This is a genomic window from Sinorhizobium fredii (genome assembly GCF_002944405.1).
GTDB lineage: Bacteria > Pseudomonadota > Alphaproteobacteria > Rhizobiales > Rhizobiaceae > Sinorhizobium > Sinorhizobium fredii_C.
Map to the genome: position 1 here is coordinate 1 of NZ_CP024308.1, position 13072 is coordinate 13072.

At 56.9% G+C, this 13072-nt stretch carries 17 protein-coding genes and 2 pseudogenes; 13 read left to right on the top strand and 6 right to left on the bottom strand.

Translation table 11 applies throughout. From position 1 onward, the window contains the following. Positions 1 to 159: 159 nt before the first annotated feature. The 5 genes and pseudogenes from NXT3_RS19365 (at position 160) to NXT3_RS19380 (ending at position 2213) form a co-directional block, all read left to right on the top strand. Positions 160 to 591 carry an Xre family toxin-antitoxin system antitoxin gene (locus NXT3_RS19365; protein ID WP_104840043.1) on the top strand — a complete coding sequence of 144 codons (432 nt, stop codon included), beginning with the start codon at positions 160 to 162 and terminating at the stop codon, positions 589 to 591. Beyond that, positions 588 to 1070, top strand: a complete 483-nt coding sequence (locus NXT3_RS19370; protein WP_104840044.1) for an RES family NAD+ phosphorylase — start codon at positions 588 to 590, stop codon at positions 1068 to 1070. Before NXT3_RS19365 ends, NXT3_RS19370 begins: the two co-directional genes overlap by 4 nt. 45 nt (positions 1071 to 1115) lie before the next feature. Then, positions 1116 to 1465 (top strand): annotated as a pseudogene (locus tag NXT3_RS32485) (NYN domain-containing protein). 7 nt (positions 1466 to 1472) lie between these two features. Then, positions 1473 to 1841 carry an OST-HTH/LOTUS domain-containing protein gene (locus NXT3_RS32490; protein ID WP_234828137.1) on the top strand — a complete coding sequence of 123 codons (369 nt, stop codon included), beginning with the start codon at positions 1473 to 1475 and terminating at the stop codon, positions 1839 to 1841. Between the two features lie 111 nt (positions 1842 to 1952). Next, on the top strand, positions 1953 to 2213 hold the full coding sequence (locus NXT3_RS19380) for a DUF2934 domain-containing protein (RefSeq protein WP_104840045.1): 261 nt from the start codon (positions 1953 to 1955) through the stop codon (positions 2211 to 2213). Between the two features lie 28 nt (positions 2214 to 2241). Here NXT3_RS19380 and NXT3_RS19385 read toward each other — a convergent pair whose 3' ends face one another. Further along, positions 2242 to 3417 (bottom strand): site-specific integrase, encoded by a 1176-nt coding sequence (locus NXT3_RS19385; RefSeq protein WP_104840046.1) that lies wholly within the window; start codon positions 3415 to 3417, stop codon positions 2242 to 2244. Positions 3418 to 3488: 71 nt separating this feature from the next. Here NXT3_RS19385 and NXT3_RS32495 point away from each other — a divergent pair. Then, positions 3489 to 3763, top strand: a pseudogene (locus NXT3_RS32495) (type II toxin-antitoxin system Phd/YefM family antitoxin); the annotation flags it as partial. 38 nt (positions 3764 to 3801) lie between these two features. On the opposite strand, the gene NXT3_RS19395 reads toward NXT3_RS32495, so the two are convergent. Together NXT3_RS19395 and NXT3_RS19400 are read right to left on the bottom strand one after the other, a co-directional pair. Next, a complete protein-coding gene (locus NXT3_RS19395) occupies positions 3802 to 4188 on the bottom strand; it encodes a type II toxin-antitoxin system VapC family toxin (protein WP_104840047.1) in 387 nt (128 codons plus the stop codon). After that, positions 4188 to 4442: a type II toxin-antitoxin system VapB family antitoxin gene (locus NXT3_RS19400; RefSeq protein WP_104840048.1), complete on the bottom strand. Its 255-nt coding sequence runs from the start codon at positions 4440 to 4442 to the stop codon at positions 4188 to 4190. Before NXT3_RS19400 ends, NXT3_RS19395 begins: the two co-directional genes overlap by 1 nt. Positions 4443 to 5344: 902 nt before the next feature. Between NXT3_RS19400 and NXT3_RS19405 the strand changes: the two genes are divergently transcribed. After that, complete coding sequence (locus tag NXT3_RS19405) at positions 5345 to 6400, top strand: thymidylate synthase (protein ID WP_104840049.1); 1056 nt, start codon at positions 5345 to 5347, stop codon at positions 6398 to 6400. Between the two features lie 135 nt (positions 6401 to 6535). On the opposite strand, the gene NXT3_RS19410 is transcribed toward NXT3_RS19405, so the two are convergent. Next, positions 6536 to 7321: a dCTP deaminase domain-containing protein gene (locus NXT3_RS19410; RefSeq protein WP_104840050.1), complete on the bottom strand. Its 786-nt coding sequence runs from the start codon at positions 7319 to 7321 to the stop codon at positions 6536 to 6538. 4 nt (positions 7322 to 7325) lie between these two features. Next, positions 7326 to 7829 carry a hypothetical protein gene (locus NXT3_RS19415; protein ID WP_104840051.1) on the bottom strand — a complete coding sequence of 168 codons (504 nt, stop codon included), beginning with the start codon at positions 7827 to 7829 and terminating at the stop codon, positions 7326 to 7328. A gap of 281 nt (positions 7830 to 8110) precedes the next feature. Between NXT3_RS19415 and NXT3_RS19420 the strand changes: the two genes are divergently transcribed. The 6 genes from NXT3_RS19420 (at position 8111) to NXT3_RS19445 (ending at position 12715) form a co-directional block, all read left to right on the top strand. Further along, a complete protein-coding gene (locus NXT3_RS19420; protein WP_104840052.1) occupies positions 8111 to 8419 on the top strand; it encodes a hypothetical protein in 309 nt (102 codons plus the stop codon). Next, the gene (locus tag NXT3_RS19425) at positions 8416 to 8778 is read left to right on the top strand and encodes a helix-turn-helix domain-containing protein (protein ID WP_104840053.1); all 363 of its coding nucleotides are present in this window, start codon (positions 8416 to 8418) and stop codon (positions 8776 to 8778) included. The genes NXT3_RS19420 and NXT3_RS19425 overlap by 4 nt, the downstream gene beginning before the upstream one ends. A gap of 4 nt (positions 8779 to 8782) precedes the next feature. Next, on the top strand, positions 8783 to 9670 hold the full coding sequence (locus NXT3_RS19430) for an ImmA/IrrE family metallo-endopeptidase (protein WP_104840054.1): 888 nt from the start codon (positions 8783 to 8785) through the stop codon (positions 9668 to 9670). Further along, the gene (locus NXT3_RS19435) at positions 9663 to 10496 is read left to right on the top strand and encodes a thymidylate synthase family protein (RefSeq protein ID WP_234828138.1); all 834 of its coding nucleotides are present in this window, start codon (positions 9663 to 9665) and stop codon (positions 10494 to 10496) included. Before NXT3_RS19430 ends, NXT3_RS19435 begins: the two co-directional genes overlap by 8 nt. Before the next feature lie 166 nt (positions 10497 to 10662). Then, a complete protein-coding gene (locus NXT3_RS19440) occupies positions 10663 to 11694 on the top strand; it encodes a nucleotide kinase domain-containing protein (RefSeq protein WP_104840316.1) in 1032 nt (343 codons plus the stop codon). Between the two features lie 49 nt (positions 11695 to 11743). Then, positions 11744 to 12715, top strand: a complete 972-nt coding sequence (locus NXT3_RS19445) for a nucleoside triphosphate pyrophosphohydrolase family protein (RefSeq protein WP_104840055.1) — start codon at positions 11744 to 11746, stop codon at positions 12713 to 12715. Here NXT3_RS19445 and acpS read toward each other — a convergent pair. Next, on the bottom strand, positions 12659 to 13033 hold the full coding sequence (gene acpS, locus NXT3_RS19450; protein ID WP_104840056.1) for a holo-ACP synthase: 375 nt from the start codon (positions 13031 to 13033) through the stop codon (positions 12659 to 12661). The two genes, NXT3_RS19445 and acpS, sit on opposite strands and share 57 nt — an antisense overlap. Positions 13034 to 13072 lie beyond the last annotated feature (39 nt).

A 13072-nucleotide genomic window follows, 5' to 3' on the forward strand; every position in this document is an offset into this window, starting at 1 on the left:
TACTTGTTCCAGGAGACGTCGGTGGAAGGCAAGGCAAGGGGGGCCGGGAAGCCTTCCGCGCGATCGCTGCGAAGATACCGGGCGGGCAAGGAGGCCCGATATCTTGTATGTCGTTTCAAATGACACTATATTTAGCCTCAAGTGGAGCGGAGATGAACTATGCTTGCGTTTGAGAATGTTGCCGACGTCCTTGGCCTGCCAACGAAAGAAGCGGCGGCGCGTTCTCCGCTTGGGCTGATTACGCGTATCGAGGGCGGCCTGCCGGTCGCTGCGTTGGAGCGGGTCGTCCATCTTCTGGCTCCAAATGACAGTCAATTCAAGTATCGGCTTGTACCAAAGGCGACCTACGAACGGCGGAAGGTTACGCATCGGCTTTCACCGGATGAGGGGATGCGCGTCGCGCGCCTGGCCAGGGTCTGGAACCTGGCACTGGATGTTTGGCAGAGTGAGGAGGAGGGGCGTGATTTCCTGTTTCGGCCTCACCCGATGCTTGAGGACAAACGTCCGATTGATGTGGTCATTCAGAGTGAAATCGGTGCCGAACTCGTCTTGGAAATTCTTGCGAGCCTGAAATACGGCAGCGCTGCGTGACGCCTCAGATTCTCGATCGCACGCTGTCGGCATTTCGAATGGGTGACCCACAGGGGACCTATCCGATATTCGACGCCACGGGCTCGACCATAGCCCCCGGAAGATGGAACACGCCCTCAAGTCCGATCATTTACAGCAGCGAACACTATTCGACTGCGGTACTCGAAAAGCTGGTACATGGTAGCGGTCGATTGCCGCCGAATCAGCATTACGTGGAGATCACGATACCGCGCGGGTTGACCTATGAGGTCTTCTCGCCGCCGGATCTCCCAGGCTGGGATGCGATGCCGCCAACGGCAAGCAAAAGGTTCGGAGAGCGATGGTGCCTCGAACAGCGGAGCGCAATTTTGCTCGTTCCGAGTGTTGTAGCCCGGGTTGACCGGAACATCTTGATAAATCCGGCTCATCCGGAGTTCCGCGAAATCCAGATCAGTCTTCATCAGCCCGTTTATTGGGATCGGCGTCTTTTCGGGCCGTGACAGCAGCAACAGCGGTTCTGGTGCTGAGAAGAAGAGGAACACATCATGCCGTCTGAGACACGATCACCGCGCCTAGCGGTCCTGATCGATGCGGACAACACGTCGGCCAAGATCGTCGATGGGTTGTTCGAAGAAGTTGCCAAGCTCGGCGAGGCGAGCGTCCGACGCATTTACGGGAATTTCTCAGGCACACGATCGAAAGCCTGGGCGGATGTGCTGGCCAAACACGCTATCATCCGCAGCAGCAGTTCGCCTACACCACCGGAAAGAACGCTTCCGACATAACGTTGGTGATCGATGCCATGGACCTCTTACACAGCGGGCGCTTCGATGGCTTCTGCCTCGTATCGTCCGACAGCGACTTCACACGACTAGCCGCGCGTATTAGCGAGTAGGGAATCGATGTCTCGGCGAACAAAAGACGCCAGAGAGCTTTCGGCAGGCCTGCCGCAGGTTCGTGTACACCGAAAACCTGCTCCCTCGAGCCATCAAGGTGAGCAGAGCACCGCCTCGGCCGAAAAGCCGCTGCAGCCGGTGAGCGCGGCCGTGCCGCTGATCGAAAAGGTGCTCTCGCAGGAGGAAACCGAGGATGGATGGGTGAATCTCGGCACTGTGGGTAAGCAATTGCTCAACCTGGCGCCGGACTTTGACCCACGTACGTTCGGCTTCCGCAAACTCAGCGATCTTGTCCGGAAGTCAAAACAACGCGAGGTGAAGCAGGCCGAGGGAGGTCCCATCAGTATTCGGCTGAAGCAACGCCGAAAAAGCTAGCCGGCGGTTGCGAAGCATGCGCCAATCGACCTAAGTTCCCCATCAGACAGGCAATCAGGCTTCACTGCCGCCCACCATCCCTTCCACCCAGTCGACAAGGAGCGTTTTGCCATGAAGACCAAGGAAGAACTGATCAGGAAGCGGCCCTATGAGCTCTGGGAGAGAGCAGGGCGCCCGGAGGGCGACGGTCTTGAGTACTGGTTTCAAGCCGCGAAGGAAATCGAGGCGATAGGGATAAATGCGGTTCTTGGCGAACCCGATGAACGGGGAACTGCCGCTAAACCGAAAAAAGCGCCGAAATCCGCGGTGAGGAAGCAGCCAGACAGTGCAGCGCCACTGAAAAGACGCACCGTTTCCAAAACCAGCGGCTAAAGGATCGGAAACTAAAAGTTCTTGGGATCTAAATGATCAGCCTGGCCGCTCGTCCATTCTTTCGTTCTGCGTTGTTGTAATAGCTCGCTGCCTGCGTCACTGATTTGTGCAGCGACTGCTGCATCGCTTCGGGGAGCGGAATGCCGCGGTTGGCAGCCTCGGTCAAGTAACCGGATCTCAGGCCATGCGCCGAAAACAGCACCGGGTCGAGGCCGGCCTGTTTGCAACGGGTTTTCAGGATCAGGTTGATCGATTGCGGCGTCAGCGCCCGCCGATCGACGTTGCCCCATTGGTCGATGCGTCGGAATACCGGTCCATCCTTTATCCCGGCGTCCTCCAGCCATCGTTTCAATGCGGCCACTGGCCGGCCGATCAAGAGAACGTGTTCGTCGTCGTCGCTCGTGGTCGTCTTGGTGCGGCCGAGGCGGATCGACAGGCAGGGCAGGGGAGGGGACGTCTTGTCGGCCGGATCGGCGTGTACGGGTTCATCGTCGTTGAGATCTTCGACGCGCAGTCCCGCCACTTCGGAACGGCGGCGGCCGCCGGAGGCAAAGGCGGTCAGAAGCAGCGCCATATCGCGCCGATTGACCAGCCGATCGCCGGCGCAGGTGGCCAGAAGCTTGGCGAGCACGTCGCCGGTGACAGCGTTTTTGCTCTTGCGCTGTCGCGGCCGGCTGCTGGCTTTCACAGCGAGCCTAAGCGCGCTCTTTAGCGATGGCGCGCCGAAGGCACCGCTAAGTCCGCGCCAGCGGGTGAGGATCGACCAGGAGGTCAACCGCCGGCGCACCGTGCCCGGCGCGTGCGGGCCCTTGGCCCTGAGCAGCCCCTCGCACCGCAATCCGGCCTCGACATCTGCCGGCATACCGTGCGCCGGTTCCTCGGCGCGTTTGACCGGATCCCAGAGGTGATGGGCGACGAACTTCAGCAGCAGCGCTTCCGGCGCCGGCCAGGGGAGGGGAGAACCGGTCGCAAGCCGGCACCAGGCCTCGAGATAGCCGAGATCGGAGGCGAGCGCTTTGAGCGTATTTCCGCCCATGCCCTCACTGGCGAGATGTTTCAGTGTCGCGACGTCGTCGTCGGTGAGCAGCGCGGCGAGCTGGTCGCGCCGGTCGAAGGGCAGGATGGCGTCGAGCGCGTCGAGTTCTTCGGCGCGGCGATGCAGCGCCTGGCTGTTTGAATCCGCCGTTCTATGTTGCTTGATCATGGCGGCCAGCCTCCGACGCTATTGCGGAAACCACGGAAATCCCGTGTATTGCGGAACTTAGGAGTGTCGAAATGACGTTGATCGCAACCGCTGCGGCGTTTCCAAGTATTTCGGGGCCGATCAGGATGCCGCCATGCGCGTGCCGGTGATCATCACCAAGAACGGCCGGCCGTGCACCGTGCTCCTCGCCTATTAGGACTATCTGCGGCTGTCGCGGCGCGATCGTCGCATCGAGGCGACGCTCGACCTCAGCGATGCCGATCTCGCCGCGGTCGAACAGGCCGAAATGGAGCCAAGCCTTGACCATCTCAATGCCGAGCTCCTGACGGAAATCTCGGCCCACGACGCTGCTTGCGGCGGCTGCCGGGTGCAACGGATGCGATCTCATGCCGCCTCGATGTCCGTGCGCGAGAAATCATCGCCTTTATAGAGCAGCGTTTCACTGCGCGTCTTGGCCAGCGCATAGGAGAAACAGTCGCCATAGTTCAGACCGGCCGGATGTCTGCCTTTGCCGTAGCTGCGCCAGGCTCGCCTTGCCACCGCAATCTGTTCCGCGTCAACGGCGACGATTTCAACACCCGCCTTATGGAGCCATAGATCGAGCTCTGCGGTCCCTGCCTCGCCGAGGCGCGCCTCGATCACAATGGTGAGTTCCAGCAGTGTCGCGGCCGACATAAAGCGTCGCGGAGCGTCGACGACCTTTTGCTCGTAGGTTTCCGCTTCCGGCTCATTAAAGGCGACGGCGACAATCGCTGACGTGTCGATGACCATCAGTTGGGGAGCCCGTTTTCGTCATACCCCAAGATCTCGTCGGCGGAGCGGTTGTCGAGAACCGGTAACTTGGCCCAACGCTTGCGGCTGGCAGCAAGCTCCTCGAGAAGGACATCGCGATTTCCGGCGTTTGCGAGGCGCCGAAGCCGTTCCTCGAGTGCCCGGCGGGTTGCCAGGGTGATGGTTTCACCGGTTTTCTCGGCCAACGCCTTTGCGAGACGTTCGGTCTCCAGATCTTTGATGCTGAGCGCCATTGTTGGTTCCTTGGTTCCTATTTTTCAATATTCTACCTCGTTTCCGCTTAGACGCAAGCGCTTGGACGCGCTATCTGGCCGAACCTCCGGGTCCTCTCGCGCGCGAGTGCTGCCTCTGCGTTCGCTGATCTGCGACGCCAAAACTATCACTATCGATATTGGGTCCCTATCGATAGTAATGGACGGTGGGAAGCGGCGTCCGGAAGACGGAAAGGAGACTCGAGTTAGTTTCCGTTTACAGAATTTTGGCCGTTAATTCATATGGTTAATTAATCATGAATTCAGCCGACCATCGTCGCTCGCACCGGTTACGTGTATCAACGAGCGAAGGGCCGTTCGACGGTAGGGGAATGGATGCTTTTTGGGGACACCTGCACGTCACTGTGGTTCGACGACGCGTTGGTGCATCTCCAGGACCTGATGCTGCACGAGCCCGGCGGAAATATCCGCCGCGCTGACGCATGAACTCACAATCGCCTGCGATGTACACCGCACCCCCCTCTCATCGCAACTGCCGAGGACGCTCAGCGGGGTGCAGCCTCCGCGACCAAGCTGTCGCCGACGACATCCCTGAGACTGACGAGGAAGCAAAAGATGACGGCGCGCCAAACGTCGTTTGGCGCTGATTGCGGCATGAACGCGGCCGCGGAACTCGACAGGAAGGAGCATGACTGGCCGGCCGTGGGGGGCAGAATTGAAGGAGCGCCGGCTCGTCAGCTAGCGTCGCACCCGCACTTGATAGGATGCCAGTTAATTACGGTTGCAAAACTCGCCAATCGTTGCAACTGATGAGGTTGTTGATTGTGTTTGAAACAATGACCCGAGCGTTATTAGAATCGGGCTCGTGCGCAGAACTCATTCGCTACATGTACGACTGAAGATTCTCCGGAGCCGAAACCTGAATGTCTAACAGATATAGGAACATCAGCTTCGCCGCGGCTGGCAGTTTTGAGGAAATCATGGAGAAGGGGGACCAGGTCACTGTTCGTGGTCAATTAACCCGCGAAATCCTCAATCAAGTCACCGTCCTGGACCGGCCATTGGAACGCTTCTTGTTCCTTCCCGGCCGCTTGAACGACTGCTTTGCACAAATAGCCGAGTCAATCTGGGTTCTGGCCGGCCGAAATGACGTCGATTGGCTCACCCACTACCTGCCACGTGCGCCCGACTTCTCCGATGATAGAAAAACATGGCGAGCAGGATACGGGCCGAGGTTGCGTCGGTGGCGCGAAAGTGTCGATCAGGTCGATGAAGTTCGAAAATTGCTTGTCGATGACCGGACCACCCGCCGAGCGGTCATGAGCTTGTTCGATCCTGGACTCGACTACGTCAACAGCAAGGATATTCCGTGCAATAACTGGATCGGCTGGCTTATACGCGATGGCCGCCTCAATATGAGCATCGCCATACGCAGCAACGATGCAATGTGGGGCTTTTCCGGCGCGAATGCCTTTGAGTGGAGCGTGCTGCATGAACTGATGGCGAGATGGACTGGCACCGAGGTCGGGTCCGCGACCTTTTTCGCCGCGTCGTTCCATCTTTACGAACGCCACTTCAATACTGCGCCGTCCATCGTCTCAAGGTTTCATGGTATCTCGCCGTACGATTTTGATATTCCGCGGCTGCCGCTCTCAGTCAGCTGGTCTGATCTTGCCGACCGATTGGCGCACTGGTTCGAGTTGGAGCAAAGAATCAGAACTGCGCCCGGGGAGGTAATTGCAGAACTACAACTCTTCGATGATCGCTTTCTACGCGGGGCCTTAGAGGTTCTTCGACTAAAATGGCTCGAACCGCAATTGACGGATACCGAATTGGCTGCGGAGATGGCCAACTTAGATGAAAGCGATATGGTGGCGGCTACCTATCAGCACCTTGGTCGACGTCGGCCCGCGTTGCTTCGCAGGATGAAGCACACCAAGATTTCATCGTTCTTTTCTGCATTCGAGGCAGAAAGGTGAGCAACTCCGCCGCAAGCCTCCTACTGGTCCCTTGGAAGGATCATTTGGAATAGGTGCCCAATCGAGTCATTGAGCGATAAAGAGTCTCTGGAGTTCTCGGTCACGCGGTCTGAATGGACGATGCGATACGAACTTCTAGTTTTCGCGTGATTGTACTTCCGAGGGGGCAGGGAGTGGCTGCGCCGTGATATTCGTCGCTGCCTGTGATCGCAGTGGCATCATAGACAGAATTGACTCTCTAAATGCAAACCCGATCAATCCGACCACGATAGTGGTCAACACTGTAAGAATCACCGTATTTTTTGTCTGTGCATTCCTTAGTTCATGAAGGCGCTGGTCGAGTCTCTTATCCTCGTCTTCTAGCTTCTTGACGCCGTCCTTTAGTCGTTGATCAAGCGCATGCAGCGTATCATTCCCGCCTGTTAGGCTGCTGATGAAGCTTGGAGGTATCGAAGTGGAGCCGGGTTGGCTCTTCCGTTTTTCGGAGGGGTGATCGAGTTCGGCGTACCAAATCAGGAACAGGGGTAGGCCACGTTGCAGATGAACGGGCGAAGGTCCAGCATTGAACACGGCGAATACCAATGGGCCGCTCCAACCTGGATCGACGTGAAATCCGGACACGTTGATTAAGCCCCGCATCTTAAATGTCGCCTTCATGGAAATGAAAGCCATTGCCGTCGGTGGGACTTTCACGGTCTCTTCAGTGAGCAGGAACGCAAACTGACCCGGGGGGATTTGAAAGGCTTGTTCGTGCTGCAGCTGCTGTTTTGTAGTGGTATAGATGTCGGTGAGATTGGGCGTGACATAGACTTCTCGTCCAACCGTCAACTCGATGGAATTGCAGTCAACCTTGGGTGACCCTGTCCCGCCTACTAGTTCGCTGAGGCGGCTTTCGAGTGTCTGGCTGCTCCAAAATGCCATGGCGTCAGTCCGCGATGTAGAATTGCCGGACAACGAGCTCCTTGCGCCGCTCGTCGATGGCTTGGTTGAGATCGATCCCGCGTTCCATCGCGTGGCGCACTGTCCAACTCAAAACGTCGATATTTGCTAGTCGGGCGACCGGCAGAAAATCTTCCAAGTGGTCGATCTTCTCGCAGGCGTCGGCGAACCGACCAGCAGCGTCCGCTAGGGAACGAAGCGGATCGACCTGGTCACTTCGGTCCTGCGAACATCTCTCAATATCGTCTTGAATACGCTGATGTAGAGCGTTGGCAGCGCTCAAACAGACCAAGGTCATGTCAACAAGGGTCTGATCTGTGGACTTCTGCTCGGCGCTGCCCCGTGCAAGCCGACCAACATATTTGGCAAAGTGGAGGCCGTAGTGCTTGAGCCGATCCGACTTCGGAAGGCAAATGATATCTGAATGGTTCCGTTGATCGTGGCGGAACTGCGCCTGCTGCATCGCCAAAAAATCGTATGCCTGGCTCATTCGACTTTCTTCCATCTTCTCCCGCACGATCCCACATCTGGGTTTATGGTCACGTGACCTAAGTGTGTTCTTCAAAGCAGAATTCAACGACCTAAACCTACATGTCCGGCGCAGATCGGAGCAATGCGAAAAGTCGATTCTCCCGGAAAGATTGCACAGATAAGTTGCCAGGATCCCGATTTCCGGACCACTCTGCGTTTTCTCGGAGAGTGGCGAAAGTTATCCCCTTGACTCTGCGTTGCGTAAGATTATCTTACCGCATGTAAGAAGCGGAGGAAGCGATGGACCCGACCGATGTTCAGAAGCACTTGGTGGACGTTTTGACGGCGATCCAGGCCATTAGCCAAGAAGTCTGCCCGACGCTCGATCCGACCGTCCGGCCGGCGGAGGAGTTGCCAAAGTTCAATAGTAAAGTTTGGCCGGTTGCAGCCGGCATGCTCGGCGCCGCGCTCGGCAAGGAGATTCCGCCGGATGTCAACATCTTCGTCGACGATGCCACGAAGCAGGCCCTTACGATCGCTCAAACCGTTGCGCTGGTCTGCACGCTGATTAAGCAGCTCGATGCTCAGGCGGCGGTGGCAGCGGCATGACAGACAACCCGACCGAACTCCGCGCACAACTGGCCGAACGTCTGAAGGAAGCGCGCAAGCTCGCAGGGCTTTCGCAAGGCCAGGTCGCGAAACTCCTGGGGCTGCATCGCCCCTCCGTATCGGAGCTTGAAGCCGGCAATCGGCGTGTATCGGCCGAAGAGCTGTCGCAACTGGCCGAGCTCTATGACGTGAGCGTCGCCTGGTTGATGGGAGAAGTTCCCGATACGGTGGACGCGGCCGACCCGAGATTGCAACTTGCGGCGCGCGAGCTGACCAAATTGAAGCCTGATGATCTTGAGCGTCTGCTGAAGCTGCTTGCGGCGATGCGTGACGATACGTCTGACGCGAAGGAACAGTAAGTCCATGAAGCTCAGGAGCGAAAATACGATGCCGGATCGCAATGCTTTGGCAAACCAGGCCATGACGGCGTCGATTGCCGCTCGCACCAAAGCTGGACTGAACCTGGTCAATCCGATCTGCATCTATGCACTTTGCAAGGCGCATCAGGTTCAGGTGCGTTTCAACAATATCAACATGGAAGGCATGTATCAGCGAGGCACACCTTCGCGGATACATCTCTCGGCGCGTCGTCCCCTTCCGCGGCGGGCCTTCAATTGTGCCCATGAGCTCGGTCACCACGTTTTCGGGCATGGTTCGTCGATCGACGAATTGCGTGAAGACGCGAAGGAAAATCCATGGGAGGATCCGAAAGAGTTTCTGGCGGACAGCTTCGCTGGTTTTGTCCTAATGCCGACCCTTGGCATGCGCCAAGCTTTCGCAAAGCGCGGTTGGAAGCCGGACTCGGCGACACCGCTCCAGATCTTCCAGATTGCCTGCGAATTCGGGGTTGGATACACGACGCTGATCACCCACCTTTCGCAGTCCTTGAACATGCTCTCGCGCCCACGGGGGACTGTCTTGAAGAAGCAGAAGCCTGCAGCGATCCGGGCGGCTCTGCTTGGATCATTGTCTGCCGAGCCGCTCGTCATCGTCGACACTGCCTGGAGCACTTCTGTCGTCGACGTTGAAGTCGGTATGAGCCTTCTTCTGCCCACCGATTGCGAACCAGATAATGAAGCAATCGCCTTCGTCACGAATCTGCCCGAGGGTCGCCTTTTTGAAGCGCGCTATCCTGGTATCGTCAGAGTCATCCAGCCCGATACCGGCTGGGCGGTCTTTGTGCGCATTGCCCGGAAGCAATATGTAGGATTGGCCGAGTTTCGTCACCTCGAGGAGGACACCGATGAGTAAGTCGAACAGCATCGCAATGGAGCCGTTCATCGTCAACGAGACGAGCGTCTCGCGTGCGTATGCGAGGGTTCTGCTTCGTGTCGCCCAGGGACGCGGCAAGGAAGTCAGCCCCTTGGTTTTGTCGGTTTCGGAATTCGAGAAGGAAGACGACAAGCTCCGAAAGTCGCTCGACACCTTGTTGCAGAGCAAAGGCAAGTGCGTTGTGGAGGACGTGGCATACACGATCTTCCCAGAACGTCTTTGGCAGATGGCGCAGGGTGATCGTGCCAAGCTTTTCAGTTTCTACAAGATGGCCTTTCCGGCCTATCAGGCCATGAACCGCACCGCGAATGGCCGGGGTCTGTATTTCGAGAGGATGATGATGTACGGGCGGGGTCCGTGCGACGGCAATCAGCTTGAGTATGTTATTTCGCAGTATGATGGGCGTGACGGAGTTCGCGACTCTATGATGCAGGTGACGACGTTTGACCCGGAGCGCGATCATACGCCCAGCGCCCAGCTTGGTTTCCCGTGCCTCCAGCATGTGACTTTCGTTCCGACGAAGAGTGGCCTTGTGCTCAATGCTTTCTATGCAACTCAGCAGATCTTCGACAAAGCCTATGGCAACTACCTTGGGCTCAAACAACTCGGCGAGTTTATGGCGCATGAACTGGAAATGCCGTTTGTCCGCCTCAACGTTTCCGTCGGGGTAGCAAAGCTCGAGCGAATCTCTAAGACGGACATCGGGTTGATACCTGTCATCGCGGCTGCTGAGGTCGCAATCAGCAAACCACAAGAATTGGGAACTGCGGGGCAAAATCTGCATCTTGCCGCAGCAGTGGATTGAAGACGTGAAAAGTGACGCCAGAAAGCCAAGAAAACGCGGTCTATCGCCCTCTCGCTCCCCGGGAAACGAGGCGGCTGCGCAGCTGCCGCTCGATATCGACGGCACCGGGACGAGCCTACAGTGGGCGAGTACGGTTTGCGAAGAAGACCGCCGGTGGGCGCCGACCATCACTTTCCAGCATCTCAGCCCGCTCAAGGTGACGGCCGCGTATGAGAGTTACTGGCGGTTTGCGGCGGAACGCCAGAATATCTTTTTTAAGCGCGTAAAAGGTACACCCCAGCCTTGGACGCGCAATTCTGTGCTGTCGACCTATAAGTTTACGAATGCCTATCGAGCGTCGGACCGCGTCAGCCAATATTTGATCCGCAACGTGATCTATCGCGATGACCTGCCGAATTCGAACGCTGAAGTGTTCTTCCGAATCATCTTGTTCAAGCTTTTCAACAAAATCGAAACCTGGAGGCTGCTTGAGGCCGAGCTTAGATCAGTGATCTATTCAGACTACAATTTCGAACGCTATTGCGATGTTCTGGGACGCGCCATGCAGCGTGGCGAAACCATTTACTCCGCCGCTTACATCATGCCGCCGGGAAGCTCTGCCTTCGGCTATCCAACTAAGCATCAGAACCATTTGCGGCTGCTGGAAGAGATGATGAAGGACCAACTTCCGGAAAAAATGGAGGACGCAAGCTCGATGCAGTCCGCCTTTGAGCTTTTCCGAGGATACCCGACGATTGGCGATTTTCTCGCTTACCAGTTCGCGACCGACATCAACTACAGCACGATCACGAATTTTTCGGAGATGGACTTCGTCATTCCCGGTCCAGGAGCCCGCGATGGCCTCCGCAAGTGCTTCGTGGACTTCGGCGGGTTGAATGAGCCGGAGCTCATAAGATTCGTCGCTGACAAGCAAGAAGAAGAGTTCGAGCGCCTTGGTATCAACTTCCCTTCCCTATGGGGGCGGCGATTGCAGCTTATTGACTGCCAGAATCTGTTTTGCGAGATCGACAAATTCTCTCGCGTCGCTCATCCCGAAATTGCCGGAAGGACCGGCCGCACGCGTATTAAGCAGAAGTTCAGCCAGACCTTTGAGCCAATCGCGTTCTTTTACCCACCGAAATGGGGTCTCAACGAACGGATCCAGGCAGGTGCTTTTCCCAATGAGGTCTCGGACGACCCTATCGAGCCAATCATCTAACGGATGAAAATCGGCCACGGTGCACCGATTGACGAAATAGGAGCGAAGAATGGACTTTAGAGCCTATCAAGTTGAAGCGCTTCGCACCGACGTTTCGGCCGCAGCTGGAAAAGACGGCCCTGACGCCTTGGTCGTGCCGATGCTTGGGTTGGCCGGCGAGGCTGGCCACCTCCTGAGCGAATATAAGAAGCACCTTCGTGACGGAGGAGCGCATAAGCTTTTCAAAGACCGGGTATGTGAAGAATTGGGCGATCTGCTGTGGTATCTCGCCAACGTCGCGAGCAAGTTTGATCTCGACCTCGACGATGTCGCCACGTTCAATCTCGTCAAGGTTCGAGAGCGCTGGGATGTAGCCGGTAATCGTAGGCTAGCGTTCGATGGCACTTGTATCGAGACTGAGCGGCTTCCTCGGCAGATGGATGTCCTATTCAAAGAGGTTTTGATCGATGGGCGTCCGATGGTCGAAATATCGGTTAACGGTGAGCGCATTGGCTCGCCGCTCGGCGATAATGCTTATGATGCCGATGGGTACCGTTTCCACGACGTATTCCATTTAGCGTATGCAGCCATTCTTGGCTGGTCGCCCAACCTGCGGGCATTTTTGAAGTGCAAACGAAAGAGCCAGCCGCTGCTGGACGAGGTTGAGGATGGAGGACGTGCGCGGATCCTGGAGGAGGCCATTGTAGCTCTGACCTTCGACTATGCGCGCGACCATAGTTTCCTGGCCGGCATCGATCAAGTTGACTACGGCCTTCTGAAAACGATCAAGAGCATGGTCGGCCATCTTGAGGTCGGGCACTGCTCTCTCGCTGACTGGGAGAACGCGATCTTCAAAGGGTTTGAGATTTGGAGGCAGATGTTCGCAAACAGGGGCGGCCTAGTTCACATCGATATTGACGAGGGCATCATCGCTTACAAGGCGCCCGCCGACGGTGGAGACGAGGAGAGGCATAAAGCTACTGGCTTAGGTGGCAATGACGCTGGCGATTGCTTTTCCGCCATCGTGGCTGAGACTCACTAACCAGTTGCTCACGCCGAGGCTGTCGGATAGTTCGCGGACTCGGCCGTGAAGGACTACAAATGGCGCTCCAGACTGATGGTTGAACACTTCGACATCTTGAAACGAAAAACCATTGCCAAACCCTCTTCCGAGGGCCTTAAGGACGGCCTCCTTCACCGCAAACCGCGCTGCAATGCGCTCGGCGTTGGCCACTATTTCGAGCAGGCGTTCACGTTCAGCATTAGAAAAGCATCGGTTGAGAAAGTCGTCAGACAGCTTTAGGAGTGCTGCGATCTCCTCGACGTCGACAAGATCAATCCCATGTCCCAATACTGTCAAAACGGCCTCCTCTGCGCAAATTAATCACGTAGGCAAAAT

Bases quoted from the DNA above. Each gene is read 5' to 3' on its own strand.
- NXT3_RS19365 (WP_104840043.1), top strand. From the start codon at position 160: ATGCTTGCGTTTGAGAATGTTGCCGACGTCCTTGGCCTGCCAACGAAA.
- NXT3_RS32490 (WP_234828137.1), top strand. From the start codon at position 1,473: ATGTCTCGGCGAACAAAAGACGCCAGAGAGCTTTCGGCAGGCCTGCCG.
- NXT3_RS19380 (WP_104840045.1), top strand. From the start codon at position 1,953: ATGAAGACCAAGGAAGAACTGATCAGGAAGCGGCCCTATGAGCTCTGG.
- NXT3_RS19385 (WP_104840046.1), bottom strand. From the start codon at position 3,417: ATGATCAAGCAACATAGAACGGCGGATTCAAACAGCCAGGCGCTGCAT.
- NXT3_RS19395 (WP_104840047.1), bottom strand. From the start codon at position 4,188: ATGGTCATCGACACGTCAGCGATTGTCGCCGTCGCCTTTAATGAGCCG.
- NXT3_RS19400 (WP_104840048.1), bottom strand. From the start codon at position 4,442: ATGGCGCTCAGCATCAAAGATCTGGAGACCGAACGTCTCGCAAAGGCG.
- NXT3_RS19405 (WP_104840049.1), top strand. From the start codon at position 5,345: ATGTCTAACAGATATAGGAACATCAGCTTCGCCGCGGCTGGCAGTTTT.
- NXT3_RS19410 (WP_104840050.1), bottom strand. From the start codon at position 7,321: ATGGCATTTTGGAGCAGCCAGACACTCGAAAGCCGCCTCAGCGAACTA.
- NXT3_RS19415 (WP_104840051.1), bottom strand. From the start codon at position 7,829: ATGAGCCAGGCATACGATTTTTTGGCGATGCAGCAGGCGCAGTTCCGC.
- NXT3_RS19420 (WP_104840052.1), top strand. From the start codon at position 8,111: ATGGACCCGACCGATGTTCAGAAGCACTTGGTGGACGTTTTGACGGCG.
- NXT3_RS19425 (WP_104840053.1), top strand. From the start codon at position 8,416: ATGACAGACAACCCGACCGAACTCCGCGCACAACTGGCCGAACGTCTG.
- NXT3_RS19430 (WP_104840054.1), top strand. From the start codon at position 8,783: ATGAAGCTCAGGAGCGAAAATACGATGCCGGATCGCAATGCTTTGGCA.
- NXT3_RS19435 (WP_234828138.1), top strand. From the start codon at position 9,663: ATGAGTAAGTCGAACAGCATCGCAATGGAGCCGTTCATCGTCAACGAG.
- NXT3_RS19445 (WP_104840055.1), top strand. From the start codon at position 11,744: ATGGACTTTAGAGCCTATCAAGTTGAAGCGCTTCGCACCGACGTTTCG.